Annotated in this window: 22 protein-coding genes, 1 tRNA gene and 1 pseudogene; 11 read left to right on the top strand and 13 right to left on the bottom strand. The window is 59.6% G+C overall.

What is annotated here, in order from left to right; all coding sequences use genetic code 11:
* Positions 1-222: 222 nt before the first annotated feature.
* Together QE435_RS03175 and QE435_RS03170 are read right to left on the bottom strand one after the other, a co-directional pair.
* A complete protein-coding gene (locus tag QE435_RS03175; protein ID WP_349040224.1) occupies positions 223-360 on the bottom strand; it encodes a hypothetical protein in 138 nt (45 codons plus the stop codon).
* A 160-nt stretch (positions 361-520) separates the two neighbouring features.
* Positions 521-2,386, bottom strand: a complete 1,866-nt coding sequence (locus tag QE435_RS03170; RefSeq protein ID WP_349040223.1) for a glycoside hydrolase family 15 protein — start codon at positions 2,384-2,386, stop codon at positions 521-523.
* A 443-nt stretch (positions 2,387-2,829) separates the two neighbouring features.
* Between QE435_RS03170 and QE435_RS03165 the strand changes: the two genes are divergently transcribed.
* Positions 2,830-5,325, top strand: a complete 2,496-nt coding sequence (locus tag QE435_RS03165) for a HAMP domain-containing methyl-accepting chemotaxis protein (protein ID WP_349040222.1) — start codon at positions 2,830-2,832, stop codon at positions 5,323-5,325.
* 71 nt (positions 5,326-5,396) lie between these two features.
* Here the strand turns inward: QE435_RS03165 and QE435_RS03160 are convergent, their stop codons facing one another.
* Positions 5,397-5,756 carry a hypothetical protein gene (locus QE435_RS03160; RefSeq protein ID WP_349041118.1) on the bottom strand — a complete coding sequence of 120 codons (360 nt, stop codon included), beginning with the start codon at positions 5,754-5,756 and terminating at the stop codon, positions 5,397-5,399.
* A gap of 202 nt (positions 5,757-5,958) precedes the next feature.
* Between QE435_RS03160 and QE435_RS03155 the strand changes: the two genes are divergently transcribed.
* From QE435_RS03155 to QE435_RS03120, 8 genes and pseudogenes are all read left to right on the top strand, one after another.
* Positions 5,959-6,288, top strand: coding sequence for a DUF2322 family protein (locus QE435_RS03155; protein WP_349040221.1), 330 nt, complete (start codon positions 5,959-5,961; stop codon positions 6,286-6,288).
* A 552-nt stretch (positions 6,289-6,840) separates the two neighbouring features.
* Positions 6,841-8,157, top strand: a complete 1,317-nt coding sequence (locus QE435_RS03150) for an MFS transporter (protein ID WP_082546522.1) — start codon at positions 6,841-6,843, stop codon at positions 8,155-8,157.
* A gap of 273 nt (positions 8,158-8,430) precedes the next feature.
* Positions 8,431-8,710: pseudogene (locus QE435_RS03145) on the top strand (DUF6429 family protein).
* Between the two features lie 226 nt (positions 8,711-8,936).
* Complete coding sequence (locus QE435_RS03140; RefSeq protein ID WP_349040220.1) at positions 8,937-10,691, top strand: hypothetical protein; 1,755 nt, start codon at positions 8,937-8,939, stop codon at positions 10,689-10,691.
* A 215-nt stretch (positions 10,692-10,906) separates the two neighbouring features.
* Entirely contained in the window at positions 10,907-11,341 is a 435-nt protein-coding gene (locus QE435_RS03135; protein ID WP_349040219.1) for an Ig domain-containing protein, read from the top strand.
* Positions 11,342-11,347: 6 nt separating this feature from the next.
* Positions 11,348-12,691, top strand: a complete 1,344-nt coding sequence (locus QE435_RS03130) for a hypothetical protein (protein ID WP_349040218.1) — start codon at positions 11,348-11,350, stop codon at positions 12,689-12,691.
* Between the two features lie 614 nt (positions 12,692-13,305).
* The gene (locus QE435_RS03125; RefSeq protein WP_349040217.1) at positions 13,306-13,929 is read left to right on the top strand and encodes a hypothetical protein; all 624 of its coding nucleotides are present in this window, start codon (positions 13,306-13,308) and stop codon (positions 13,927-13,929) included.
* 11 nt (positions 13,930-13,940) lie between these two features.
* Positions 13,941-14,150 carry a hypothetical protein gene (locus tag QE435_RS03120; protein ID WP_349040216.1) on the top strand — a complete coding sequence of 70 codons (210 nt, stop codon included), beginning with the start codon at positions 13,941-13,943 and terminating at the stop codon, positions 14,148-14,150.
* Positions 14,151-14,224: 74 nt separating this feature from the next.
* Here the strand turns inward: QE435_RS03120 and QE435_RS03115 are convergent, their stop codons facing one another.
* The 4 genes from QE435_RS03115 to QE435_RS03100 all read right to left on the bottom strand — a co-directional run bounded on the left by QE435_RS03115 (position 14,225) and on the right by QE435_RS03100 (position 17,077).
* Positions 14,225-14,656: a hypothetical protein gene (locus QE435_RS03115; protein ID WP_349040215.1), complete on the bottom strand. Its 432-nt coding sequence runs from the start codon at positions 14,654-14,656 to the stop codon at positions 14,225-14,227.
* A gap of 14 nt (positions 14,657-14,670) precedes the next feature.
* Entirely contained in the window at positions 14,671-14,904 is a 234-nt protein-coding gene (locus tag QE435_RS03110) for a hypothetical protein (RefSeq protein WP_349040214.1), read from the bottom strand.
* A 364-nt stretch (positions 14,905-15,268) separates the two neighbouring features.
* Positions 15,269-16,714, bottom strand: a complete 1,446-nt coding sequence (locus tag QE435_RS03105) for a site-specific integrase (protein ID WP_349040213.1) — start codon at positions 16,712-16,714, stop codon at positions 15,269-15,271.
* A gap of 273 nt (positions 16,715-16,987) precedes the next feature.
* A tRNA-Ser gene (locus tag QE435_RS03100) sits at positions 16,988-17,077 on the bottom strand.
* A 495-nt stretch (positions 17,078-17,572) separates the two neighbouring features.
* On the opposite strand from QE435_RS03100, the gene QE435_RS03095 reads away from it, so the two are divergent.
* Complete coding sequence (locus QE435_RS03095) at positions 17,573-19,036, top strand: HWE histidine kinase domain-containing protein (RefSeq protein ID WP_349040212.1); 1,464 nt, start codon at positions 17,573-17,575, stop codon at positions 19,034-19,036.
* A 146-nt stretch (positions 19,037-19,182) separates the two neighbouring features.
* Here QE435_RS03095 and QE435_RS03090 read toward each other — a convergent pair whose 3' ends face one another.
* The 6 genes from QE435_RS03090 to QE435_RS03065 form a co-directional block, all read right to left on the bottom strand.
* Positions 19,183-19,626, bottom strand: coding sequence for a GNAT family N-acetyltransferase (locus QE435_RS03090; protein WP_349040211.1), 444 nt, complete (start codon positions 19,624-19,626; stop codon positions 19,183-19,185).
* An 8-nt stretch (positions 19,627-19,634) separates the two neighbouring features.
* Positions 19,635-20,585 carry an aldo/keto reductase gene (locus tag QE435_RS03085; RefSeq protein WP_349040210.1) on the bottom strand — a complete coding sequence of 317 codons (951 nt, stop codon included), beginning with the start codon at positions 20,583-20,585 and terminating at the stop codon, positions 19,635-19,637.
* A gap of 102 nt (positions 20,586-20,687) precedes the next feature.
* Positions 20,688-21,680: a helix-turn-helix domain-containing protein gene (locus tag QE435_RS03080; RefSeq protein ID WP_349040209.1), complete on the bottom strand. Its 993-nt coding sequence runs from the start codon at positions 21,678-21,680 to the stop codon at positions 20,688-20,690.
* Positions 21,680-22,237, bottom strand: coding sequence for an isochorismatase family protein (locus QE435_RS03075; protein ID WP_306929543.1), 558 nt, complete (start codon positions 22,235-22,237; stop codon positions 21,680-21,682). Before QE435_RS03075 ends, QE435_RS03080 begins: the two co-directional genes overlap by 1 nt.
* Before the next feature lie 169 nt (positions 22,238-22,406).
* Positions 22,407-22,808 (bottom strand): hypothetical protein, encoded by a 402-nt coding sequence (locus QE435_RS03070; protein ID WP_349040208.1) that lies wholly within the window; start codon positions 22,806-22,808, stop codon positions 22,407-22,409.
* Between the two features lie 21 nt (positions 22,809-22,829).
* A complete protein-coding gene (locus tag QE435_RS03065; protein WP_309769442.1) occupies positions 22,830-23,045 on the bottom strand; it encodes a hypothetical protein in 216 nt (71 codons plus the stop codon).
* 184 nt (positions 23,046-23,229) lie between these two features.
* Here QE435_RS03065 and xseA point away from each other — a divergent pair, with 184 nt between their 5' ends.
* Entirely contained in the window at positions 23,230-24,831 is a 1,602-nt protein-coding gene (gene xseA / locus QE435_RS03060) for an exodeoxyribonuclease VII large subunit (RefSeq protein ID WP_349040207.1), read from the top strand.
* Positions 24,832-24,929 lie beyond the last annotated feature (98 nt).

The following is a 24,929-nucleotide window of genomic DNA, read 5'->3' as shown; positions in this document are numbered from 1 at the left end:
ACGAAACCGTGTGTGCGGCGCAGACCAAACCATGTCGCTGCAGGCAATGTACAGCTGATTAAACCCCAAAGCTCTGCTGGTTGGTCATCGGTTGTTTTTCGTGATGGCAAATCTAGCAAAGATTGGTGGTATCGGTATGATCAGGCGGTCGACCGCGAGAGCCCGGCTTGATCGTATGAAACGTGGCGCCACACCGTGCTTTTGAGCAGCGTCCATTCAGTTTCACTCAACCATCAGAGTCTTAACGAAGTCGGCGCTCTCATGGGCATGGATGCGGGTGAAGCGGATCAGTTCATCGAAGTGACGCTGCATTTTGCGGATGGACTCGGCATTGTTGAGGACCAGATACATGCCACCCACGAAGATCGCCGCGCGCTGCGATCCGAAGATCGTATGGGTACGGCAAGCGGGTGGCGCTTAAAGAAAACGCGGTATTTATTTGTGCTCAAATCTTATGCTCAGCCTGCGGTGCCCCGCGCGGCTGACGATCGGAGAACCACGGTTCTCGTCATACGTGATGTCAAGGCCGCCATTGCTGCGGACTTGTGCCGTCAAGCTCTCTGTCCAGGTAAAAGGCTGCGCTAATCATGGCCAGATGCGTAAACGCTTGTGGGAAGTTTCCGAGCAATTCACCACAGTGATCGAACTCTTCTGCGTAGAGGCCCAGGTGGTTGGCATAATTCAACAGTGCTTCGAAGGTCGCACGCGCTTTCTTCACATCACCAGCCCTTGCCAAGCATTCCGCATACCAGAACGAGCAGGCAGAGAACGATCCTTCCTGACCGCTCAACCCATCTTCGCTCTTATAGCGATGAACAAGGCCGTCATCGGCAAGCGTGTCACCGATCGCGTCCAGAGTTGCCAACCAGCGCGGATCCGTGGCGCTTACGAACCTCACAAGCGGCATCAGCAGCAGAGAAGCGTCGAGGGTGTCGCCACCCTTGGTCTGGACGAAGTGTCCTTTCTCCTCGTTCCAGAAGTTTGCCCAGATGTCCTCATAGATATTGTTTCTAACATCGATCCACCGGCTGAAGGGTGCCGCGAGCGATCGCTTGCTCGCCAGGCGAATAGCGCGGTCGACGGCCACCCAGCACATGAGGCGCGAATGCAGGAAATGCTGAGGGCCGCGCCGCATTTCCCAGATGCCGGCATCAGGCTCCTCCCAATGTTCGCAAACATAGTTGATGATGTCTCGCACCCCGTTCCACCCATCATGGGAAATGGCGTGGCCATATTTGTTGCTGAGATAGACGGCATCCATCAACTCGCCATAGATATCGAGTTGCACCTGTTTCGCCGCGCCGTTTCCGATCCGCACGGGTCGGGCTCTGCCATATCCACTTAAGTGATCGAGAGATACCTCATCCGCGACCGTGCTCCCGTCGACGGCATACATGATGTCGAGCTTTCCATTTGTACCGCATCGCATCGCGCGTTTGCCGATCCAGGATGTGAAGTCTTGCGCCTCCTGCTGATAGCCAAGCCGCATCAGAGCATAGACCGTGAAGGATGCGTCGCGGATCCAGGTGGCGCGATAGTCCCAGTTTCGAATTCCGCCAGGCGCCTCTGGTAGCCCGAAGGTTCCGGCGGCGATGATCGACCCGTGTCGGCGTGACGTCATCAGTTTCAGCGTCAGGGCAGAGCGGGTCACCATTTCGCGCCACCGACCACGATAGGACGATTGCGCAGCCCAGTCCTGCCAATACTGGATTGTCGCGTCCTCGAACCCCGCGACGTCCGCCAAGTTCATTGGCTCTTCGTCGGCACCGGTGAGAATAAAATCGGCTGTTTCTCCAGCGGTCAGCTTCTCCTTGCAGATAACGTCGCCATCGAGCGTCTGAAGCGCGAGATTGGACGTGAGCCTGATCCCGTCGCAGTGCTTGGGCCGCCACAGCGCGGTGTGCCCATCGATCTCGGCAGTTTCCTTCTGCCTTGCATAGTCGAACCGGGGCGCACAGCGTAACGTGATGGCCACCGTCCCGCGTGTCACTTTCAGTCGCCGCACCAATTTCGTAGAGGTTGAGGCGCTGTCTTCCCTGACGGCCATGAAGTCCGTGAGTTCGGCGCTGGCATTCTCGCCCATCCAGCGAGTGACCAGCACATTGGTGTCTGGCCGATAATGCTGCACGATCCGAACATCGGGAATATCCGGCAGGATTTCAAAGAGACCACCTCGGTCCGGATCGAGCAGGCCGGCAAAGATGGTTGGGCTATCGAAATTTGGCCAACACATGAAATCAATTGCACCGTCTCTGGCAATAAGCGCCAGTGTTGCCAGATCGCCGACGATACCGTGATCTGAGATTGGCCGCGGGATGGGCCTGCTGGCGGTCTCGTCTTTTGAGAGACTATGGCTTTCGACTTCAGAGGGAGTGCGGACGTCCATTCGATAATCCATCAAGTGTGATCGCATGCCGGACGAAAGAAGCGTCTTATTTCGATTTGTCGAAAGGTCGAGCAGTATCTTCATCCATGACATTGTCTTCAAAACGTCAGCATTCGCCTTGCGTTCCAAGGCCACCGATCTCTTGGCGAACGGACTGTGTCCCTTGGCGAAGGTGGAAGGTGCCGAGACGTGGAAATGTGCTAGACACCAAGTCATGATTTCCCGGTGCGGAACTCAGGGACGACCTCACGGCCCGATGGCATCATGCGTGGAGGAGCGGCGACCGCTCGATATAATGTATTCCAGTTGGTACCCGCGCCTTTCAAAGACATCCATGGACCGGTTTGGTTTACAAGCATTCGGTATTTAAGATGTTTTTTATCCATTTCCTCTAGGGTCTGCCGATGCTTGGGCGGCTAAGCGCTGTGGGGGAGAGTAAGAGCATGACAATATCCCAAAAGGTGAAGTCCATTGGTTTCAGGACGACGGGTGGTATGGCTTTGCTGCTGATATCTGTCGTGTTGGTCGCCGTTGTGGGTATCCGGGGGATGGGAAGCCTGACGGGTGCTGTATCCCAGACAGTGGATACCTCGAAGGTTTTGATCGGCGCGAACAAGGCAGAAGGCGCGATCATTCAGTATCTTGTCAGCAAGGATCCCAAATGGATTGACGAGGCTGTCGGTGCTCTCGATACGGCGCAATCGAAGCTGAACGTGCTTGCTCTTTCCATGAACGAAAAGGCTGAGCTTTCCAGCGGCATCGCCAAGACGTCTGACGCGGTGAAAGCTCTGGCTGCCTCGCAGGATGCTGTTCAGAAGGCCGGTGTGGCTTTGCGCGATGCGGCGGGCAGTATGGTGACGCTCGCCGAGCAGACGGAAAAGACGTCTCAGGATATCGCTAACCAGGCGGAGACCAATTCCAACAATGCGCTGGTGACACTCAACAGCATTCGCATTCTGATTCAGAACGCCAGCACCTTCAGTGAAGGCGCCAATGCAGTCGAGCTTGCGCTGGTTCGCGCCTCGGGGCAGGGCGGTCAGATTTCGACCGATCAGCTTAAGGCGCCGATGGCGCGGGCCGAGGCGGGTTTGGCTGAAGTCGTGAAACTCGGTGGGACACCGGACATCCAGCCAATCATCAGCAATCTGGCAGAAACATTCTCGGATATCGAGAGTGCGATTGCCAAAGACAATGGTGCCGCGCTGGTCTCGACGCAGGACTTTGCGCTGTTCTCGAAAATCTCCACCATCACCCAGGCGCTCGACGAAGCGCTGCGCAAATCCGCCGAGACCGAACTTGCCGCCAAAAGCGAGAAGGACAAGGCCCGCTCCAAGGCACGCATCATTTCCGGCACGGCGCGCAATTTCAGCAACGTCTTGAAGGACACGCTTGCCCAGGTCGAACGTTATCGCGTCCAGCCGTCGCCAGAGTCCGCGGAGGTGATTGCGGCTGGCCTGAAGAAGGCCGAAGCGCTGGGCACCATGCTATCGAAAACCTCCGGGACCGACGTGACGGCCAATCTCGCGCAACTCCGTCAGTCCTTCGACGCGATGAAGACCAATCTGACCACATCCGACCAGCAGGCGTCGCTGGTCGTTTCCACATTGCAAAGCGTCACCGATGGCATCGTGAAGATCGCCGGCGAAATTGCCTCGAGATCGGAGCGTCAGGGCAGCCAGGGCACATCATGGATGTGGGGTGCGGGCCTGTTCAGCCTTGTCTTGGCGATGGCGATCGCGCTCTTCATGGTGCGCTCCGTAGCGCGGCCGATGATGCAGGTGGCGCAGGCCATGGCGCGGCTGGCACGGGGAGAGGCCGACACCCAGCTGAAGCTTGCCAAGACCGATAATGAAATCGGCGAGATGATCGGTGCGCTGCAGGTGTTCCAGCAAAATGACCGTGCCCGTATCCATGCCGAGGCCGAAGCCAATCGGGAAAGACAGCAGGCCGAGCACATGCAGCGTGAACGCGAGGCCGAACGCATGACGGAAGCGCAGGCGATGGAGCATGCCTTTCGCCAGATATCCACGGGGCTTGATGCGCTTTCCAAGGGTGATCTCACGGCACGCATCGGCGCAGTCGATCCACGCTACGATCGGATCAGGGACCATTTCAACAGTGCGGTTTCCACCCTTGAGCAGGCGATCGACGCGGTGATTCAAAGCGTCGGCACCATTCAGTCGGGCCTGTTTGAAATCTCAAGTGCCTCCAACGATCTTGCCCGCCGCACGGAGCAGCAGGCCGCGTCGCTTGAAGAAACGGTTGCAGCCCTTGGTGAAGTGGCGAGCGGCATCAACGGAACGGCCGATGGTGCGAGCCATGCCCAAAAGACCGTATCCCTGGCAAAAACCAATGCGGAAAATGGCGGTGTTGTGGTGGAACGCGCCATCAGTGCGATGAGCGAAATTCAGGGATCTTCCGCAAAGATCGGCAACATCATCGGCGTGATCGACGAAATCGCATTCCAGACGAACCTATTGGCGCTGAATGCCGGGGTGGAGGCGGCCCGCGCTGGAGAGGCCGGCAAGGGTTTTGCTGTCGTCGCTCAGGAAGTGCGCGAACTGGCGCAGAGATCGGCCGGTGCCGCACGTGAGATCAAGGCCCTGATCTCCACATCATCAGCTCAGGTCACGACAGGCGTTCAGCTCGTGGACGAAACCGGCATGTCGCTGAAGGATATTTGCGAACAGGTGGGCGGCATCAGCGCCATCATCGACAGGATTGCGGCTGCGGCACGTGAACAGGCGGTGAGCCTGCGTGAAGTGTCTGCAGCTGGCGATGCCATGGACAAGGTGACCCAGCAGAATGCGGCAATGGTTGAGGAGACGACCGCGGCAGCACAAACACTGGTGCACGAGACCGAAAGGCTGGCGCAGATGGTGGGGCAATTCGCCACGACACGGTCCGTGAGGGGCGGTATGCATGCCGCGGCAGCTTAAGGCTGCCGCTGGCTGATCTCTTACGCGCCAATCGGATGACTGACCGCTTCGCAGAGCCGATCAAGCCTTTGTTAGGCCTCGACGGGTTCGCACACGTCGTCCAGTAGGAAATGCACGATCACGTAGCGTGTCGTGTATGTGTGACCGCTGTCTGCTACGTCTTCTTCGCTCCCGCCATCAGAAGGGTGCCACTGCTTGTAATGCGGGTTGTTGGCAATGAGCGTGATCGCCTTGCCCGAAAGCTTGCCGTCCAGCCGGTAGCGCGCTTCCGCCAGGGGCCAGATCTTCTCGAAGGCGTCTTGGGTAATGCGAGCTTTTAGAGCTTTTCTCGCGGTCGGCTCTCTGGTGCCACTGCCGGCCTCTGCCGGTGGAATGGAGAGGTTCACTTCCTCGGCATTGTCGAGCAGCGCCGAAAATTCCTCTGGCCACATGCGTCTCATCTATTGCTCCTCCCAAAGACAATGATCTTACAGCGACAAGATGATAGCGCCTTTGCGCCGACAGGCAATGGCGGATTTTGTGTCCGCGGAAAAACGAGCGAAAGCGCCGATTGAAAAGCGGGTTGGATGCCTGTGGCGGCGGCGTGATGAAGCTGCTAAACGCTGGCGAAACAGACACGAGGAGAACCCGATCATGATCCAGCCCACGGCTGCCTTCAAGGATAATTTGCAATTGCTGCCTTCGATCGAGGGGTTGGCGCAGATCAATCTTATCGATGTGGACGGTAAGGTCGTCGCCACCATCGAGAACCAGCCGGGCAAGCAAGGTTCTCTCTCAGTCTATCAATATCTCCAGCAATCCTTCGGGGTGCTGAGCAAGGACGCAGCGATCCACGGGCTTGATGTTTTTGCCGAGCACACCGTCGATGCAAAGAGCCGTCCCGGCGCGCACCCGAACATCGACCGCTTGCTTGATATCGTGAACGGCGCTTCTCCATTGAAGATCGAGCTTGTTGCGCGATAATGAGTGCGTGGCCATCAGCAAAAAAGGCCGGGCATTGAACTGCCCTTTATCTGAGCCGTTCTGATCCACCATACACGGAATACGATAAGCGCCTGAGAGCCCTTGGGCGCATGGCCTTTCACAGCTAGTGTAGTAAAGCACCCAGTCTCAAAGCTGCCGCGCGCCTTTTGGCTCAGGCGCTCATAGGCTGAGCGAAGAGCTCGTGCAGTATCCTCCCGCTGAACTTTGGCTCAATCGCTAGGGGTAGACCTTGCTGTAAAAGACAGCAAGTCAGACACTCGCGGCCGCAGGAAAGTGCTGCGGCTCCCTCGTGAACCGCGACCTATCGTTCCCAGCAATGAGCACTCGTTTCGTCTATTTACTGGTGGAGATTTGATTGATAAATGAATGACGCTGGCCATCACTGGATGACGCTTGTTTTCTTTTGATGCTGCCCGGTATGCCGAAGGCCTTTCACCGTTCTGAAAAGATCGGTGCCATCTGCTCTATCCTCTGAAGCAGAGCAATTCCGCGGCCTGCGGTCAGTTCATCATGCTTGGGAGGTTCGATGTCATGATAAACCCAAAAAGTGCGCCTGCAGGCGCTACAAAAGTTCGATACTTTATTCTGTTCATGTGTTTTATCGGCATTTCGATCAACTATCTCGATCGCGCCAATATGAGTGTTGCACTTCCCTTCATCGACTCCGAACTGGGATTGAACCTCACCAACACCGAGAAGGGATTGATCCTCGGGGCGTTTTTCTGGGCCTATGACGGCATGATGCTGTTAGCCGGCTGGATCACCGACAAGCTTGGCGCGCGCAAGACCTTTTCGCTCGCCGCCGTGTGGTGGTCGGTCTTCACCGCATTGACGCCGCTCGCCTACAGCTTCTGGACCTTCTTCGCGGTTCGTTTTGCGCTCGGTGCGGGCGAAGCCCCGGCCTATCCGTCTGCCACGAAAGCCGCGTCCCGGTGGTTCCCAAAGAGCGAGCGCGCCTTTGCAACGGCAGTGATCGATTCCGGTTCCCGCGTCGGCACCGTATTGGCGCTGCCCATCGTTACTGCCATTATCGCTGTGGCAACCTGGCACTATTCCTTCATCATCCTCGGCGCCGTCGGCATCATTTGGGCTTTCTTCTGGTACGTAACATACCGCGATCCCACCGAGCATGAGCGGGCAAACGACCTGGAGCGCCGCTACATTATCGAGAATGGTGGGCGAACCGTCGAGAACGACGATCCCGAAGCTGCCAAGATCAAATGGGTCGATCTCTTCAGATACCGCACCATCTGGGGCATGATGATCGGCTTCTTCTGCCTCAACTTCGTGATCTACTTCTTCCTCACTTGGTTCCCAAGCTACCTGAAGACCGCGCGCGGCCTCAACCTCGCGGAACTCGGTCTCTATGGAATGCTGCCCGGCCTCTCCGCGGTCGTCACAGCCTGGATTGCCGGCGCGCTGGCCGATAGGGCAATCCGCAATGGCGCGAATGTGACCACCGTGCGCAAGATCATCATGGTCGGTGGTATGCTTGGCGGCGCTGCCATCCTGCCGGCATCGTTGACGCAGTCGCTCTACATGGCGCTGTTCTTCCTGGCGATCTCCTACAGCAGCCTCGCCATTGCCGCGACGGGCATCTGGTCGCTGCCGGCCGATGTCGCGCCAAGCTCCCGCCACGTCGCCTCGATCGGCGGCATCCAGAACTTCGCCTCCAACATCGCCGGCATCATCAGCCCGCTGCTTTTCGGCTTCCTGTTGGATATGTTCGGCGGAAGCTACACCCCCTCCTTCATGATGGCGGCCGGCATGGCGCTCGTCGGCGCCTTCTCATACGCCTTCATCGTCGGTCGCGCAGAACCTCTTCCAATCCTGCCGCCGCGGTCTTGATGGGTTTTGGCTGAACAGCACAAAAAATCATGACGGCCTGACTCGGCCGTCATGGCGTGCAGGACGAGACACCAAGCAAACGGGGGTGGCGGACGACATTTTGCAACGCTGCGAGGCGTAAAATCCGCGCGCATTCTGCAGCCGTCAACTCTCCGTGGTTGTCAGCACCAGTTCTTTCCTTGGCATTGGAAGCAGAAGTCTGCTGCATGTCGTGAGAGCGTGTGGGCCGATAGGTAGCGTGATTTAAATGATCTCTTATGCGACGTTCACGTCGTGGAGATCGAGAGAGACAAAATCGACGATCCACTGCTCGCGCTGCATGGAGAAAATTATGCTTGGAAGAGTTTCGACTGTACCACGATGGAGCGGCCCCACCAAAAAGGCTTGATCTAGGACCCGGTCAATAGCTGAAATCGGTAGCGTTGACAGGATAGGTTTGCGTCAATCGAAAAAGCTGTTCCGGAAGCTGTTTGCCCCAACAGCTATAGTCTCAGGGCAGAGCGTTATGGCGGAGAGGGTGGGACTCTCTACCATTCTCCGCATAAACTATTGATTTTTAATAATCGAAATTTCCGCTCGGGTACGAGCGTGGGTATTTGATACCCCGGCCATTGTCAACAATTAGCTAGCTTCCGACTGAGCTTGACGGTCTCTCGCCGAAGATCGAGCATGAAAAAAGCCGTGGTCGAAGGGATGGGACCCTACACGGCTTTTTCAGGAGACTGTTCTCAAATGGTGAACAATAGCCGTGAGATTGTAAAGCCCCATTTGACGGGCAATTGAGCCGGGGGCTCGGATACGACCCCTGCGACGCCGCGCCGAACTATATCCAGCCAGCCAAAAATGTTGACAAGCCCAAGAAAGCCAAGCGTGTTCTGGGCGAACTGGCCGCTGCGGCTCTCCAGTCGCTAGAGGCGTCCGTCGCGTTTCCGTCGAAGAAAACGCATGACGACGTGCTGCGGGCGAATACCGGGTGGGCTATGGACCCGGTGGGCTGGGCGCAGCGTCAGGCGGCTTCGGCGGAACTGGAGCGGCAGACGGCCCACATCGCCGATGCCTTGGCCGGGGCCGGCGTGAACGTCGTCCTCGACGGCGACGTGACGTTTATCGGGGCGGTCACGGGCGTGGTCGAACAGCAGCGCGTCTACCGTGCCTGCCGGTTCTTACCGACCGTCGCCGCGCGCGACAGACGGCCTACAGTGAACGGGCTGAAACTCTTCATCAGCGGACACAAGCATTCGAAGTACTTCAGATACGCGGTCATGACTTGCTCGGAGCCGGTCCCGTTCAGCGCGAACCTTCAGGGCGACATGCGCGGTGCGATCCAGGAACTGAACCGGCGCATTTCGAGGTGGGCGCACAACGCCCAGAAGAAGTACGGGGTGGAAGTCCTGTACCGGGGCATTGAGTTCACACGCGCCACGGCTGCGGAGCGCGATGCTGAGGCTCATGCTCGCGGCCAGGCGTCGAACCTGTCGGAGCGGTACGGTGCGGCCACGGTGCTATACCACGTCCACGCCAACGTCTTGTACTGGCCGACGCGGGTGCTGAAGGAGAAGGGCAAGACTTGGGAAGACTTCCTTCGTTTCACATATGAGGCGACCGGCGCATGGTGGAAGGACAACGGCAAGGTCGACTCCGTCGAGGAACTGGTGAAGTACTGCTCCAAGCCGAACGACACGCTACGGTCGTCCACCGATGAACTGGTGTGGCTGTACCAGGCCACCCAGCGGCTGAAGCTCTGCCAGCCGCTCGGCGACTTCAAGGACTGGATGAAGGCGCTCGACAAAGCCGGGGAAAAGGTCGTGCGCGTCCATGTCGGACGTGGCGACGGCCGGCTGATGCGCGTGAGGAAGAGGAAGAAGTCGGACAAGGATTCGGACGACGAGAAGAAGAAGGACAGCGAGGACAGCGAAAAATCCGACGCCGCGACCGACGTCGAGAAGAAGGCGCCGCCGTCGAACATGTTGCTCGGCATGACGCTGCCCCAGTGGCGGCACTCGCCGTGGGCGGAGCCTCTGATCATGGTACAGCGATACGATCCGACGAAACCGTTCGGCGAGGCCGGCGGCGACATCGAAGCGTGGAAGCGTGCCGCACGCGAGATGTGGGACGACAACTGGGGGCCGGAGCCGGAGGAGGCGCTCCGGGTGGCCCAGATGGCTCGCGAGGCCGTCATGTCGTCCGACGATATACGCGAAGCGGCGGAAGCCGCTGAAGCTTATATAGTCCACACATGTAGGCCAACTGTCCCAGCACCCGGAAACGTCGACGAGGAAGTGCCGCCGGAAGAGCTTGACGAGGACGCGGCGGACCTCGCCGCGCTCTTCGAGGGAGGCACGGTCGTCCGTCTGGTGCCTCGAACGACCGACGAAGACGACGAGATTCCGTTCGAAGCGCCCGCCGTCTTGGCGCGATGGGCGAAGATGCGGGCGGACCTCTCCGAGAGCGAAGCCCGCTGGGCTGAGTGGCGGGCGTCTGCCGCCCATGTTCCGGGTCAGCCCCCGGAGCATGGTTGCCGCATCGCGGCGTGACGTCGGGCAACCGTCGTCACTATGACCTGACGTGTCAGGTCTCGTCGTCCGGGAGGACGGCGACGATGCCCCGGCCAGGCGCCGCGCGAGCGCCCTCGGAGAGCGGACGCTTTGAGCACCCCGAAGGGGAGCGGAAAAGCATTAGTCCGTCTCTACAGGTTTGTTTCCGGCTCCGCCGGCGGTCACGATTCTTCCACCGACACCGGAGGAACATCATGTTGAACGTTCAGAACATCATCACGTCTGTCATCGTCGCGGCGCTTCTCACGAATACGGCGTCCGCCAGCGAGGGGTCCGTCGTATGGAGGTCGGCGTCGTCGGGCGTGCTGACGACGCCGGCTCCGATCGCCGAACCTCCGGCAACGCCACCTGCTGAGGTGCCGGTCGTGACCTACAGAGGCAACAGATACGCGTGGGGCGTGCGCGAGTCCGTGCTGCTACTCCCCGACGTCTCGGGCGGTTCTGGCCGGTACGAATACGCGCTGGCGACCGCGACGCCGCTTCCTGCCGGTCTCTCATTCGACAGCGCGACGGGCATCTTCTCCGGGCGCCCCCGGACTGCCGGGCAATATCAATGGTCGATCCTCATCCGCGACATGGCGACCGGGGCCAGGACAACCGCCGTAGCCGTCGCCTTCTTCGTGGAGTGAGCAGGCATGGCCTATCAGTTCGTGCACATGGAGTGCTTCTCCCGGAAGGGTTCGAAGGGACGCTCCACGTCCTTCGTCTTCGGCGAAGCCCGTCGCGATCCCGCCGCCTCCTTTCATGTTGCGACGCCCGCGCCGCCGGTCATCGTGTACGGCGTGAGTGTGGACGAGGTCGAACGGATGCACGATGCCGCAGCCGATGCCGCTCGCACGACGCCGAAAGGCGGCAAGGAACGGCGCGTGCGGCAGGATCAGCACACGCTGCTGACGGTTGTGGCTTCGCATCCCGTGACGATGGAGGCGGTTCGCGGCGACCCGGCGATGCGAGCGGAAGTCGAGCGCTGGGAGAGACTGACCGTTGCGTGGCTCCGGGAGCAATACGGCGACCGTCTGTCCTCGGTCGTCCGTCACGAAGACGAAACCCGGTGGCATGTCCATGCCTACGTCCTGCCCGACGATCCTGCGATGCGCGCGACCGCGCTCCACCCAGGCCAGTCTGCGAAGAGCGCCGTGATGCTGGCCGGTCCCGCCGACGGAGAGGATTCCAAGACGCTGAACAAGCGCGGCGACCGTGAATACAAGCGGGCCATGCGCGAATGGCAGGATTCGTACCATGCCGCCGTCGCCCAGCCGTGCGGTCTCACCAGGCTCGGACCAGCCGGACGCCGCCTGTCGAGAACGGAATGGCAGCGGGAGAAGGTCCAGGCCCGCGCCCTTCGGGCATCTCTCGATCGGGCAGCCGTCGTCAAGAGCAAAGTCGAATCCTTCGTCGCGACGAAGAAGTCCGAGACGGAATCCTTGGTCGCGACGGCGGCGTCGGAAGCCGCCGCGCTGCGCGCCGATGCCGACGCCGCGCAGGCCCATGCCGTGCGACGCCTCGCGGAGGCGAAGACGGCCACGGATGCGGCGAAGGCCGTACATGACGCCGCCGTGGCCGAGCAACAGAAGGCGCGCTCCATGATGAGCCGTGTCCGACAGGAAGCCGCGAAGGTCCGCGCAGCGTCGGCCAGACTTCAGAGATTGCCGTCGATGCTGCGGACGGCTCTCGACGGTCTTCGCCAGAGCCGTGTCGCCGACCGTATCCGCGCAACGGTCGCCGGGGAGATGGATCGGCTGCGCGACCAGGCGTCGTCTGCCGAGCGCCGCGCCGACGCCGCCGACAAGCGGGCCAGCGCCGCCGAGTCGCTTCGCTGGAAGGCCGAGGAACGCGCCCGGACTCTCGACGGCGCTCTCGCGGAGACAGCGGTGCAGCGCGACGCCGCGCGGCGCGAGGTGCAACGCCTTCGCCCCCCGGAGCCGGAACCATCCCTCGGTGCGGGGTTCGGCATGAAGCCCACACCGGGGCGGCGGTGACTGGCTGTATTGTCAACAATTACAGTCCGTTAACCAGCGTCAACTTTCTTGCAAAACAGGGTAGTTCTACGCTTGCGGAAATCGAAGGCGGGCGTCATGGTGATCTGGTCAGCAAGACGAACGCCCTGCATGCGCAGGGATGTCCCGAGGCGCTGACCGTTCGTTGCTCTCGTGGCACGTTTCTCTGCAAACGCAGGGATGTACCGTTCTACATAGAGAATAGCGACGCCTCTGCACACGCAGAGATTTCAGTCCACCGCCGTATGGCGGCTCTGAAGTATATGGTTTGGATCGACGGATGATTTCCAAGGTTCACAACTGTTCCCCGCCGTGAGGCGGATTGAAAGGGAGGCTCCGGCCTCCCTTTCTGCTTTCAACGCCGCGTTCGGCGTTTCTGGCTCCGGGGTGCCCAGAGGCTGAAAGCCTCCCGGAATCGCCGGAATCCAAAAATGAGGACGCCGGAAGTGGCCTTCTAAGCTCGTCCGAACGCCGCCGACGTATCCCAACCTACCCGGAATCGGCATCGAATCTTTCGTCCGGGCGCCGCGACGCCCGTCCGGGTTTGCCTCGAATCCAGCCGGCACGCATGCTGTTGGAAGATTGGAGGCGTCGGCATGAGCAAGGATTCGAAAGACAAGCGACGTCGGACATGCGTCGATGAACTACGGCGCGATCTCGCGCGCCGCCGCGAACGTCGAGCGGACCCAGCAGGCAAGATGATGCTACAGATCCTCGCGCTGCTCTCCGCCGTGCTTGCCCTCGCGCCGCCGGTCCCGGCTCTCATCTACGATTTGCCGCAGCCTCGGCTCCGGCCTCGTCGGTCGCCGTGGGACCCACCGGCCGGCTATCCTAACGGACGTGAAGCGTGGTCTAGGGAACGTGGCCTCGAACCTGAACCCGCACGAACGCCGCTTCCGATCTCGACGCCGCGACTGCGGCCGACGCCTGCGCCTCGTCCGTGGAAGCGCCTCGTGCGCGATCTCGACAGCCGCTCGATGCGACGCGGCGAGGAAGCGCGGGAACAGATGTTGCAGCGGGTGCCGGAGGAAGCACGGCTCTGGCTCGGGGCACTGATCGCCTCCGACGACCGGACGGCTCTCCGCATGCTGGGCCTCGGCGCGGATCGCACGACGCTCCGGGAGCGCGCACTTGTGGCGGCGCGGGTCGCGCCGACGTTCGAAGATGAACCGACGCCCGCCGTCGATGCCGACAACGCGCCGGTCCCCGGCAGGAAGTGAAGGAGAATGGCATGGAAATGGAACTGCATGGCAACGCCAGGGCGCTCGGGCATCTGACGGAAGACCAGCGGCGGCGTCTCGACGCGCTCGACGCCTCGTACATCGACCTGATGTCGAGCGGGACCCCGGCGAAGGCAGACGTCGAGGCTCTGGCGGAGGCCGTTGTCGCCTTCTATGACGGACTCGCAAAAACAGGTGTCGGACACGAAAACGGGGCCTGATGGCCCCGCGTGGGTAAAAAGGAGGGCCAGAGAAGGCCGTACAGTGCTTCTAGCGGGGCGTCCCGTATCTGTACTCACCCGGATTCGTTGCCGCGCCGTGGTGTCATCCGGGCGAGTTCCGCCGCTACAAACGCCGCCGCACTGGCTGCCGCCTCGTCAAGCCAGTCTTCCGCTCGCTGGATTCGACGTCCGGCGATCCGCTCGGCAGCATGCCACGCCGACGCCTCGGCGGCTTTCTTCGCGTCCGTCAGCGTCGACGCCTCGCCTTCCGCTATCGTCTTGTCCGTGTCGCCGTCGAGGACTTCCCACGAATACGCGCAACCGTCGCCGCGCCGCACGATGAGCAATTCAATCCGGGCCTCCGTCTCGTCTTCGTCGGCGATCTGGCCGTCCCGGACGGCGACAAGCTCCGTTGTCATTCCAAGCGCCGACGCCTCGCTCCCCGGAAAGACGCCTGCGTCTGGCTCCCACGGAAATGTCGTCTCGTAGATGTACTGCAACTGCATGCCCGTCACCTTCCTCACGCTGCCAGCTTGTCGAGTGCGCGGACGCCCATGCGCTGAACGTCGCGAGCGAGTTCCTTCCCGGCTCCGGGCAGCCGGGACCGGCGGACCTCACGCTCGACGCCTGTCTTACGGCTCCTGATGGCGATCACGGCCAGATAGAAGAGGACGCCGCGCGCGTCCCGGTGCGTCGTTTCCGTCACCAGCACGTCGAACGCGATGCCCTTGATTGTCGTCGTTGTCGTTTCCATGGAAATCTCCATAAAGCCTTGTTTTACAAGGTTTTTATAGCAGATTCAAAGGGTGGAGCCCAGGATAGCCCAGGCAGAGGACCAACAAAGATCTAACGCGACGTCTCGAGGTGCGGCATTCGAAGCGGGAGGGCGGTCAATGGAAATCGATGCGCAGGGGTGCGGGAGCGCAGCGACCCGGTGCGCGTCTATTTCGATTGACGGACCGGAGCGACCCAATCCTACCGCCCCCGGTGTAGGTCTTAGAAAGGCCCCTTGGCCGCATCTGAGCCCTGCACCGGACTAGGCCCCCGCCAATGAGGGTGGAGGAGGCCAAGCGGAGCGCGGCAGGGGGCCGAAGCCCCCGCGAGGCGACGGCGCCGGTTCACGATGAGGGCGCGTCCTCGCTCATGTACGGGGTGAGGTCAAGACCTTCGGGGAGTGGCAGGCTGCGCAGCACTTCAAGCTCCTGCTGTCCGAGATGCTTCAGGCCGTAGCGCTTCGAGACAGTGTCGAGTGCATGCCCCGTTTGAAGATCATGGGTTCGCTCACCTACGCGAGCCATCCGCATGATGTCCTTTGCGGTGTGGCGGGTGGAGTGGAACACTTGCACCTGCCTCTCATGAATACCGACGTCCTTGAGCATTCGGTTCATCCGCTTGCTGGCTGCGTCGGCAGGGTCGGAGACGCGCCGCTTTCCGTAGTAGAAAGCGGCAGGAAACAGCCATTCGTCGTCTTGACGGGACTGGGTATACCTGATGAAGCCCAGCGTCTCGAACGTCTCGTGGAGGGCGATTAGGCGCCGCGAGGGCTTGTTCTTCGTCTTGCGCTTCTGGGTCCCGCCGCCTTCGGCGATGAGGTCTGTCCGAAGGTCAAGGACCCAGCACTCCGTGCCGTCGTCGCCTCGCATGCGATATATGTCCTTCCCCTGAAGGAAGATGAGCTCCGCTATGCGGGCGCCTGTGATGGTACCGAGCAGCGGCAGCCACTTCATGTCCGCCCGCTCTTCCTTCGCCGCGTGCGCGAACCAGCGGTTCAATTCCGGGACCGCGAACGGGAGGCGTTCGACCGATGGGGTTGCGTCCGAGGAGATGCGAATCTCGACGTCGGTGAGTGGCGAGCGAAAGCTGTGCTCCGCCGCGATGTCGCGGAAGAGGACCCTCAGGGGCGACAGGTAGTTGTCCTCGATCGACTTCACGGAGAGCGTCGGCAATCGGTCCTCAGGGGGCAGCCGGTCATTATAGTCCGCCGCATCTTGCCGAGGCTTGCCCTTGAGGTGCGGTATCTTCGAGTAGTTCCCTGGCACACGCACGAGGAGGTTCGCGAACCGTTGGACGTCGTAATATGTGTACTTGTTGGCGGGCTTGTCCCCGGCGAACGCGATGAAATCCAGAACGCGATTCCGGTCGGTGTCGATCTTCTTCGTCGCGATACCGAAGCCACTGCGGACTTCGACCCAGTCTTCGAGCACCTCCGACAAGAGTGGGCGAACCGGGCCTCCGTCGAGCGACATCTGGACGGCCTGTGACAGCGACGTCATCTGATCTTGCAGGAGGGCCAGGGCATCCTCGACGCCGCCCTGCTGCGTGCGGGGGAGAGTGCGCACCTTCGCCTCCAACGCTTCCATGCCGTCCGCAAGGGCGCCCAGGTGTTCGCCGATCGGCACGACGGTCGCCAGCACCTCGTTCTGACCCGTCAGGCGGGCGTTCTCGGTCTCGACAGCCAGCAGCCGCTCCGAGTTCGTCCTATACTCCTCGAACTGGTCGGCCATCTCGGCGAGCTGGCCCTGTAGCTCGGCTATGAGGGCGTCTCGAAGGTCCGGTTTCGACATGGCATTCATCTCCTGTGATCTCGCGGCGATGAATAGGCGCTCGGCGTGACCGGAGAGTAAACGGGCGATCCGTCTCGCGGAGGTAGCCGAGATCGTCCCCAGCGGGATTCGGATCGGGGTTCGCCCGAGTCGGGAGTGGAGATCAGCAGGAACGGCGATCTGGAAGCGGACGCCGGATTTTCGATAGGTGAGATACATGATTCGCCGGGTATATCCGTGGGTAGGAACATCCCGAAAACGGCGAATTTCTCTTTAAAATCAAGTAGTTACCAGTGGCGGAGAGGGTGGGATTCGAACCCACGATACCCTTGCAGGTATGCCGCATTTCGAGTGCGGTGCATTCGACCACTCTGCCACCTCTCCGGCGCGCTGTGGTAAGCGGGCCGTTCATAGCCACAGCCATGGCACCATGCAAGCGTAAAATTCTGTTTTGCCTTGAAAACTATGCGAATTGCGGTCCTGCGCGAATACAGGGTTTCGATGAAGCGCCGGCTAAAGAGGTTTGGGGTGTTGGAAGACTGGGTTCTCAAAGATTTCAACGGCGAGCGGCGGCATGTTTGGGCGTAACCGTGTCTAATCCGGGGCCTCCAGCACGCGCGCCCAAAGACGACGATTGCCGTGTTGCAAATCTCCGCAGCCTCCAACACTTTGCCCATCTGCGGGCTCTCTGGCACGTTCATTTTTATTCGGCTATGGTGCTTCTGATTTGAATGGGTCCGGCATTTGAGTGGTCGTTGCCGTTGGGGCAATGCCAACTTTCGGTCGGGGCTTAATGCGATTTTTGGTACTCGGAATATTAATGCGGTGGCGTGCTCGAAAAAGATGCTGCCTTAATACGCTTGCTCCAAGGGGATGTCTTTGCACTATGTCAGCGGCGGCGAATGTGGGCGGATCTTTCGCGAGTTTGACTGGGACAACAATCCCCTTGGACCAAAGGACGCGTGGCCCGTCGAACTGAAGGTGCTGGTCAATGTCATGCTGGGCTCGCTTCAGCCCATGCTGATTGTCTGGGGTCCACAGCAGATCACGCTTTATAATGATGGCTATTCGCTCATGTGCGGTAACCGTCATCCGGACGCCTTCGGAAAGCCGTTTCAGGATCTCTGGTTCGACATCTGGGACAAGGTCGAGCCCATCATCAGTGCAGCCTATGCTGGTCAGGGCACCTCGATGGATGACATCGAGTTCACGATGTATCGCAAGGGTTATGCGGAGGAAACGCATTTTGCCTTTTCTTATACGCCGGTCCGTGATCATTCAGGGACTGTGCTTGGCATGTTCTGCGCGTGCTCGGAAATCACCGGCGAGGTGCTGTTGCGGCGTGAGCAGAAACTGCAGCAAGAGCGCCTGCGACAGGTCTTCGAGCTCTCTCCCGGCGGTATTGCCACATTGATCGGCCCCGACCACATCTTCGAGTTTGCCAATGAGGAGTGCTACTCCATCATCGGTGCCGGGCGTGATGTCATCGGGAAGCCTCTTGCCGAGGCGCTTTCGGAAGTGGTGCGGCAGGGGCATATCGAAAAGATCGATGAGGTCTACAAGACCGGACAACCCTTTGTCGCGAGAGGTCAGCCGATCGAACTGAACCGTGGACCGGGTGGCGAAAAGCAGGACCGATTGATCGATCTGGTCTATCAGCCGATGCGCGATGCCGTGGGCGATATTTTCGGGATACTGGTTCAGGCGCAGGATGTGACCGAGCGCCTGGCCGAAGAGCGGCACAAGGAACTGGTGGCGCATGAACTGGGGCATCGCCTGAAAAACCAGCTTGCCATGGTTCAGGCTATAGCATCGCAAACCTTGCGATCGGCACCGGATATGACTGTGGCGCGACAGACACTCGCCGAGCGCATCAATATCTTGAGCCGCGCCCATGATACGGTGATTCAAGGAGGACTTGGCTCCTCGACGGTGCGTAATCTTGTCGGGCAGATGCTGGCGGTCCATGAAGACCCGAACGAACCTCGCTTTAGTGTGGATGGGCCGGAGATCCACGTCGGCTCCCGTCCGGCGCTGTCGCTTTCCCTTATTCTGCACGAGTTAGCCACCAATGCGGTGAAATATGGGGCACTTTCAACGCCGGACGGCAAGATCGAGATTTCGTGGCGCGTCGTTGACGGTGACCGGGAGACATTCGAATTCTTGTGGCAGGAAAAGAATGGTCCACCTGTGCGTTCGCCAGACCGCGAAGGGGCGGGCTCTCGATTGATCAAGGCAGGCGTATCCGGTGTCTCAAGCAGCAAGGTCATGGTTCTCTATGAGCCGAGCGGTCTTCAGTGCAGGGTTGTGGCCGATCTTCGCACTTTCCAGCAGGATCACTGAGTGAGAAAATAGCCGCAGGCGGGGCTTTGTTGTCCCGCGCGGCGCTTCATATTCGAGACAAGTCTGGGGCAATTGTTTTGTCGACTTGCCGGGTCATTCACGCTCGGCTGCGATGCATGCTGGCCAGCACGTGTTGTCGACGTGCTCTAGAATTTAAGCCTGTAGCGAATATGGCCATCGCTCTTTACGTAGCTGTCATAGAGCGCCTGTGCACGGTGATTGTCTTCATCCGTATGCCAGTAAAGCCGCGACCATCCATTTTCGTGACAGATGCGGATGAGATCCTCAATCAGTGCACGACCGATGCCCTTGCCGCGGATCGCGCCATCGACAAAGAGATCTTCGAGGTAACAGTCCGGCGTCTTCGCCCAGGTGGATTCGTGAAAATGGTGGATGGCGAAGCCTGCGACCGTGCCGTCCAGAACGGCAAGTCGGATGGAAAGCCGCGATGCCGGGTCCAATAACCTCTCCCAGGTATGATCGGTCACGTCGTCTGGCAGATCGACCTTGTAAAATTTGAGGTAGGCCTTCCACAGGCGGAGCCAATCATCCCGGTCATTGCTGGTGGCATCGCGGATCGTCAGTGTCATCGTCTCTGTCAGGCTCCGGCTTCGTCCAACAGCCGCATCATGTCATCGCTCAAGCGAAGGTTGACCGCGCGCTTGAAACTCTCCAGCTGCGAAAGGCTCGTGGCACTGGCGATCGGTGCGGTGATGGACGGTTTTGCCAACAGCCAGGCCAGCGCAATATCGGCATGTCGCGCGCCGGTCTCCGCCGCAATCGTGTCCATGGCGCCCAGAATCGCAAGCCCACGAGGATCGAGATAATTGGCGACACGGTAAGAGCGAGCGACGCCTTCGGTATCGGCTTTGGTGCGGTATTTGCCGGTCAGGAAACCCGCAGCGAGGCTGTAATAATTGATGACACCGATTTCTTCGCGGGCGCAAAGATCTGCAAGCGGGCCTTCAAACTTGTCGCGGGTTAAGAGATTGTATTCCGGTTGAAGAACATCGAAGCGACCAAGTCCCGTCTTTTCGGCGACTTCGAGTGAACCCTGGAGTTGCTCAGCGTCGTAGTTGGAGCAACCAATGGCCCTAACCTTGCCGGCCTCCTTCAGTTGGGCGAAGGCGCCAAGCGTTTCCTCCAGAGGCACGGCATCATCCGGCTTATGGGCGAGATAGAGGTCGATATAGTCGGTCTGCAGCCGACGGAGAGAATTTTCGACGGCCGTGGCGATCCAGTTGGCGCTCAGTCCCGTCTTGCGCTCATTATTGTCGAAGCCGACCTTGGTGATGATAACCGCATCGTCGCGCTTCACGGAGCCGCTCTTCAGCCACTTGCCGATAATCGTTTCGGACTCTCCACCCTGATGACCGGGTACCCAGGCGGAATAGACGTCTGCGGTGTCGATGGCGTTGAAGCCGGCATCGAAGAAGGCATCCAGCAGTTGAAAGGAAGTCTTCTCGTCTGCGGTCCAGCCAAAGACGTTGCCACCGAAAACGATAGGCGCGACGGAAAGGCCGGTGCGGCCAAGTGTTCGGTTCTGCATGGAGCTTCTCCTCTGGTCTGTCTGAAATCTTTAGCGGTGCTACCAGGCGATGACTATTGAATTTCCTTGATCCAATCATCTCGGTAGGGAGGCAAACGCCTGTCAGGAGGAGAGGTTTCGGAATGCTGTCGGTGGCTTTGTGTGATGCTGCTGCCAGATGCGCCGCAGATGACGTGCGGATGCAAAGCCAGCACGCTCCGCAACGGCTTCCATATCGAGCCTGGACTGGGAGATGATATCGCGCGCCAGCGTCACCCGGATCAGATTGACATAGTCCACGACGCTCAATCCCGTCTGCTCCCGAAACAGCCGGGAAAGATGCCGCTGGCTGAGATGGGCAATGTCCGCAAGGCGCGCCAGAGTCCAGTCAGCCGCCGGATCCGCGACGATGGCATCCTGAGCCCGGTGAATAGACGGGTGAATGTGATTTCGACCTGAAAGCCAGGGTGAAATTTGCGGGTCTTGGGCCGTTCGGCGAAGATAGACAACCATGATCTGAGCGATACGGGCGGCCACCTCCGGGCTGACGAGTGTCGAGACGAGATGCAGGGTGAGGTCTATGCCGGTGGAAATGCCGGCACTCGAGAAGCGCTTGCCATCCTCCACGAACAGCCTGTTTTCCTCAACGAAGGCAAGAGGCGCAATGCGCTTCAGATCCGCGATGCAATGGGTATGGGTGGTGCAATAATGACCATCGAATAGTCCGGCCTCCGCAGCGATCAGCGCGCCAGAGCAGATGCTGACGATTGTCGTGTCTGGCCTTGCCGTTCGCCGCAGCCAGTCGGAAATGGCGCGCCTTTCGTGAGCGACCTCCGGCTGCTGCTGAGACGTGGACGAGCTTCCGGAGATCAGGATCATCGCCTGTGCGGGCAGAACCTCTGGCAGAGGCTCCAGCCCGCAGAGACCAAGCCCTATCGTCGTCGTCTGATTTGGCTGGGCTGCGATGTAGCGGCAATCGAAGCGGATTTTCTGCTGTTGTTCATTGGCGTAGCGAAGCACTTCCAGAGGCCCGGCAACATCCAGCAGCAGCGTATGCGGCGGCAGCACCACAAAAACGGAGATCACCTCTGGTTCGTTGCCGGGCATTTGGCTCATCAGGCGGCCTTTCTCATGCCATCAATTGCATCTTCTACGGTTGCAATGCGCGCAAATCGTCCAGCCAGCACCAGTTCGGTGCGTTTGGCGATTTCGGCGGGAGAAAAGATGTCACCGGAGGCGTGCGTCATCGGGAAGGTCAGGGTTGCTTCTGTCACATAGTCGACCTTATAGCCCAGATCGGCGCCATGGCGCGTCGTGGTTTCGCAGCATTGCTCGGTGCGAATGCCGGAAACGATCAGGTGGTTGATCCCCTGTTGGGTCAGCCAGATATCAAGACCCGTGCCAACGAAGGCGGAGTGCCGGCTTTTTTGGAAGGTGACGGTCGGGTTGATGCTGATTCCGTCGAATGTGCGGATGAAGCCGCTAGTGGCCGAAAAGGCGCGGTCTCCATCGACATGGAAGATCTGCACGACAGGAATGCCTGCCGCGTTCGCTCCATCGATCAATGCCTGTTGCGCCGCCAAGAATTTCGGCAGACCGCTCTCTTCGAAGTAGGGCGCGTGCCGGAAGGATTCCTGTACATCGATAACAAGAAGCGCGGTATGGTGGGACATTTTTGTATCTCCAGTTTCAATCTGGATATCGTTTTAAACCCATTATTTGAAGGCGAAATGCGCGTATCAGACGAAAAGAGGACGTATCAAGCCATCACTGTCTTTGCAGGTTAGAGGTAAAGTGGTTACTTGCGGATGATGTCGTCCAGCCAGAGGTTTCGTCGCCCCTTCAGGGAGTGAAGCGATGGACGCGCCAATAGCCGATGCCGGACAGAAGCAACGCAGCAGTGGTCGCTGCTCCACAAGCAAGTGGCCATTGAAGGATGGGATTGCGCAGCACCAGCAGCGTGAACATGCCGTAGTTGACCAGCAATGATATCAAAGTGATGCTGACTGCGATGAAGCGGCTGTTGTTTGCAAAGACACTCACCTGCCGGAGGTAGACGACGGCAAAAGCTGCGGCTGACAGGGTGCCGATTGTTTTGCCTAGGAGAATAGGAATGCCTGCTTTGGATACCAGCAACCAGGTGACAAGGGCATCGAGTGCCATAACCATGATCTGAAACGAAATAAAACGAGCGAATATCACGCCAAACCTCGATGATGAGCTGGCGTCATCATAAGCGCTCAATCAGGCGCTGTCAGCAGAGACCTAACGAAGCGCGAAAGCTCCGAAGAACGCCATCGCAACACCGATGTTCAGCCCCGCGAGCGTCGCTAAAAGCGTCAAAATCGAAACGCCGCTTGCCGCCATAAGGGCTGCGGCTGCGAAGACTGCCACCACAAGAATGCCAACCATCGCAACCGCGAAGGTCGAACGTGTTGCCGCAGCACTCAAGCCAAGGCCGATTCCGATAATGAATTCCATGATGCCGCTCCTCCCAAAGCAATCAGACATGGCATCTTCTCCTCAAAAGCCTGCAATGTCTCCTCAATGGCATGCACTTCTAAGATACAGAATGTAACACATCATAACGATTCTGCCAGTTTTATTCAAACTGTCATCAAGGCGTCGCGGTTCCCGAATCGTAGCGCATCGGTTACCATGGGGCATGAGCGATATTTTCAGTCAGCCGGCGCTGAGCAACCTCACCGAGTTTTCCGTTTCCGAACTCTCCGGATCCATCAAGCGGACGGTGGAAACCGCGTTCGATCAGGTGCGGGTACGGGGCGAGATTTCCGGTTATCGCGGACAACACACATCCGGTCACGCCTATTTTTCGCTGAAAGACGATCGCGCGCGTATCGATGCCGTCATCTGGAAGGGAAGCTTTTCCAAGCTGAAATTCCGCCCGGAAGAGGGCATGGAAGTGATCGCAACGGGAAAGATCACGACCTTCCCCGGATCGTCGAAGTACCAGATCGTTATCGAAAGTCTCGAGCCCGCCGGTGCTGGGGCACTCATGGCGTTGCTGGAAGAGCGCCGCCGCCGGCTGGCCGCAGAAGGATTGTTCGATCAGGCGCGCAAGCGCCGTCTGCCCTACATGCCGCATGTGATCGGTGTGGTGACCTCACCGACGGGTGCCGTCATCCGCGATATCCTGCACCGTATTTCGGATCGCTTTCCGGTTCACGTGCTCGTCTGGCCCGTCAAGGTTCAGGGTGAGGGTTCGGGCGAAGAGGTCGCCAATGCCATTCGTGGATTCAACGCACTGCCTCAGGGTGGTGCCATACCCCGCCCGGATGTGCTGATCGTCGCGCGTGGCGGCGGCAGTCTTGAGGACCTGTGGAGCTTCAATGACGAGATTGTCGTGCGAGCGGCGGCAGAAAGCGCAATCCCGCTGATTTCGGCCGTCGGTCACGAGACCGATACGACCTTGATCGACTATGCCGCAGACGTCCGCGCGCCAACCCCGACGGGGGCGGCGGAAATTGCTGTGCCGGTTCGGGTCGATCTTGAGGCGCAACTCGCCGGTCTGGCGGCGCGTCTCTCCGGCTCCACGCGGCGGCACATGGATAACCGTGCCCAGGGGCTTCGTGCTCTTGTGCGTGCTCTTCCCTCCCTCGATCAATTGCTGGCTCTGCCTCGCCGTCGGTTTGATGAGGTCTCTGCCGGTCTGGGCCGCGGGCTTGAGCTCAACACCATGAACAAGCGCCGCAGCTTCGAGCGCACTGCCTCCGGATTGCGGCCGGATGTTCTCGGCCATGGTCTGCGCCAGCACCGCCAGCGTGTGAATGAACGCATGCAGCGGGCGGAAGCGTTGATTGAGAGGCGCCTGTTGCAGGCCAAGGCCCGGGTCTCGTCATCGGACTCGTCCTTGCGTGCTCTGCCGATGCGCCTCTCCGGCCAGTTAGACCGGCAGAAAGAACGGCTGCTGGCGTCGGTGCGGCGTGCCGACACGGCTATTCTTCATCGCATGACGCAGAACAGATCCGGCCTTGCTGCGCATGAGCGTATCCTGCAGTCGCTGTCCTACAAGAACGTCTTGAAGCGCGGCTATGCGGTCATACGAGACGAGGAGAACCGGCCACTGACACGTGCCGCCGCCGTCGCTCCGGGCTCGATGATCTCGGTAGAATTTGCCGATGGGGGAATATCGGCTGTTGCAGGCGGGGACTCTTCAGGGCAAGTTGAGTCATCAGCGGGCCAAGTGCGAAAGAAGCTGAGTAAGCCTATAGCGAGTGATGCCGGCAACCAGGGTAGCCTGTTTTAATTAGCGACAGATGAGTCTTCATTTCCGCATTGCGGGAATCTTCCGCCGATGTCGACAATTGTTTGCGGCACTTTTTCTGAATATTATTAAAGTATAAG

It is taken from the genome of Agrobacterium sp. SORGH_AS 787 (genome assembly GCF_030819035.1).
Classification (GTDB): domain Bacteria; phylum Pseudomonadota; class Alphaproteobacteria; order Rhizobiales; family Rhizobiaceae; genus Agrobacterium; species Agrobacterium larrymoorei_B.
This window is presented reverse-complemented; position numbering and strand designations above follow the sequence as displayed.

Excerpts from the sequence above, each read along its gene's own strand:
- QE435_RS03165 (WP_349040222.1), top strand. The coding sequence starts at position 2,830 with ATGACAATATCCCAAAAGGTGAAGTCCATTGGTTTCAGGACGACGGGT.
- xseA (WP_349040207.1), top strand. The coding sequence starts at position 23,230 with ATGAGCGATATTTTCAGTCAGCCGGCGCTGAGCAACCTCACCGAGTTT.
- QE435_RS03075 (WP_306929543.1), bottom strand. The coding sequence starts at position 22,237 with ATGTCCCACCATACCGCGCTTCTTGTTATCGATGTACAGGAATCCTTC.
- QE435_RS03160 (WP_349041118.1), bottom strand. The coding sequence starts at position 5,756 with ATGTGGCCAGAGGAATTTTCGGCGCTGCTCGACAATGCCGAGGAAGTG.
- QE435_RS03080 (WP_349040209.1), bottom strand. The coding sequence starts at position 21,680 with ATGAGCCAAATGCCCGGCAACGAACCAGAGGTGATCTCCGTTTTTGTG.
- QE435_RS03130 (WP_349040218.1), top strand. The coding sequence starts at position 11,348 with ATGGCCTATCAGTTCGTGCACATGGAGTGCTTCTCCCGGAAGGGTTCG.
- QE435_RS03155 (WP_349040221.1), top strand. The coding sequence starts at position 5,959 with ATGATCCAGCCCACGGCTGCCTTCAAGGATAATTTGCAATTGCTGCCT.
- QE435_RS03120 (WP_349040216.1), top strand. The coding sequence starts at position 13,941 with ATGGAAATGGAACTGCATGGCAACGCCAGGGCGCTCGGGCATCTGACG.
- QE435_RS03115 (WP_349040215.1), bottom strand. The coding sequence starts at position 14,656 with ATGCAGTTGCAGTACATCTACGAGACGACATTTCCGTGGGAGCCAGAC.
- QE435_RS03170 (WP_349040223.1), bottom strand. The coding sequence starts at position 2,386 with ATGGACGTCCGCACTCCCTCTGAAGTCGAAAGCCATAGTCTCTCAAAA.
- QE435_RS03125 (WP_349040217.1), top strand. The coding sequence starts at position 13,306 with ATGAGCAAGGATTCGAAAGACAAGCGACGTCGGACATGCGTCGATGAA.
- QE435_RS03135 (WP_349040219.1), top strand. The coding sequence starts at position 10,907 with ATGTTGAACGTTCAGAACATCATCACGTCTGTCATCGTCGCGGCGCTT.
- QE435_RS03090 (WP_349040211.1), bottom strand. The coding sequence starts at position 19,626 with ATGACACTGACGATCCGCGATGCCACCAGCAATGACCGGGATGATTGG.
- QE435_RS03085 (WP_349040210.1), bottom strand. The coding sequence starts at position 20,585 with ATGCAGAACCGAACACTTGGCCGCACCGGCCTTTCCGTCGCGCCTATC.
- QE435_RS03065 (WP_309769442.1), bottom strand. The coding sequence starts at position 23,045 with ATGGAATTCATTATCGGAATCGGCCTTGGCTTGAGTGCTGCGGCAACA.
- QE435_RS03110 (WP_349040214.1), bottom strand. The coding sequence starts at position 14,904 with ATGGAAACGACAACGACGACAATCAAGGGCATCGCGTTCGACGTGCTG.
- QE435_RS03105 (WP_349040213.1), bottom strand. The coding sequence starts at position 16,714 with ATGTCGAAACCGGACCTTCGAGACGCCCTCATAGCCGAGCTACAGGGC.
- QE435_RS03150 (WP_082546522.1), top strand. The coding sequence starts at position 6,841 with ATGATAAACCCAAAAAGTGCGCCTGCAGGCGCTACAAAAGTTCGATAC.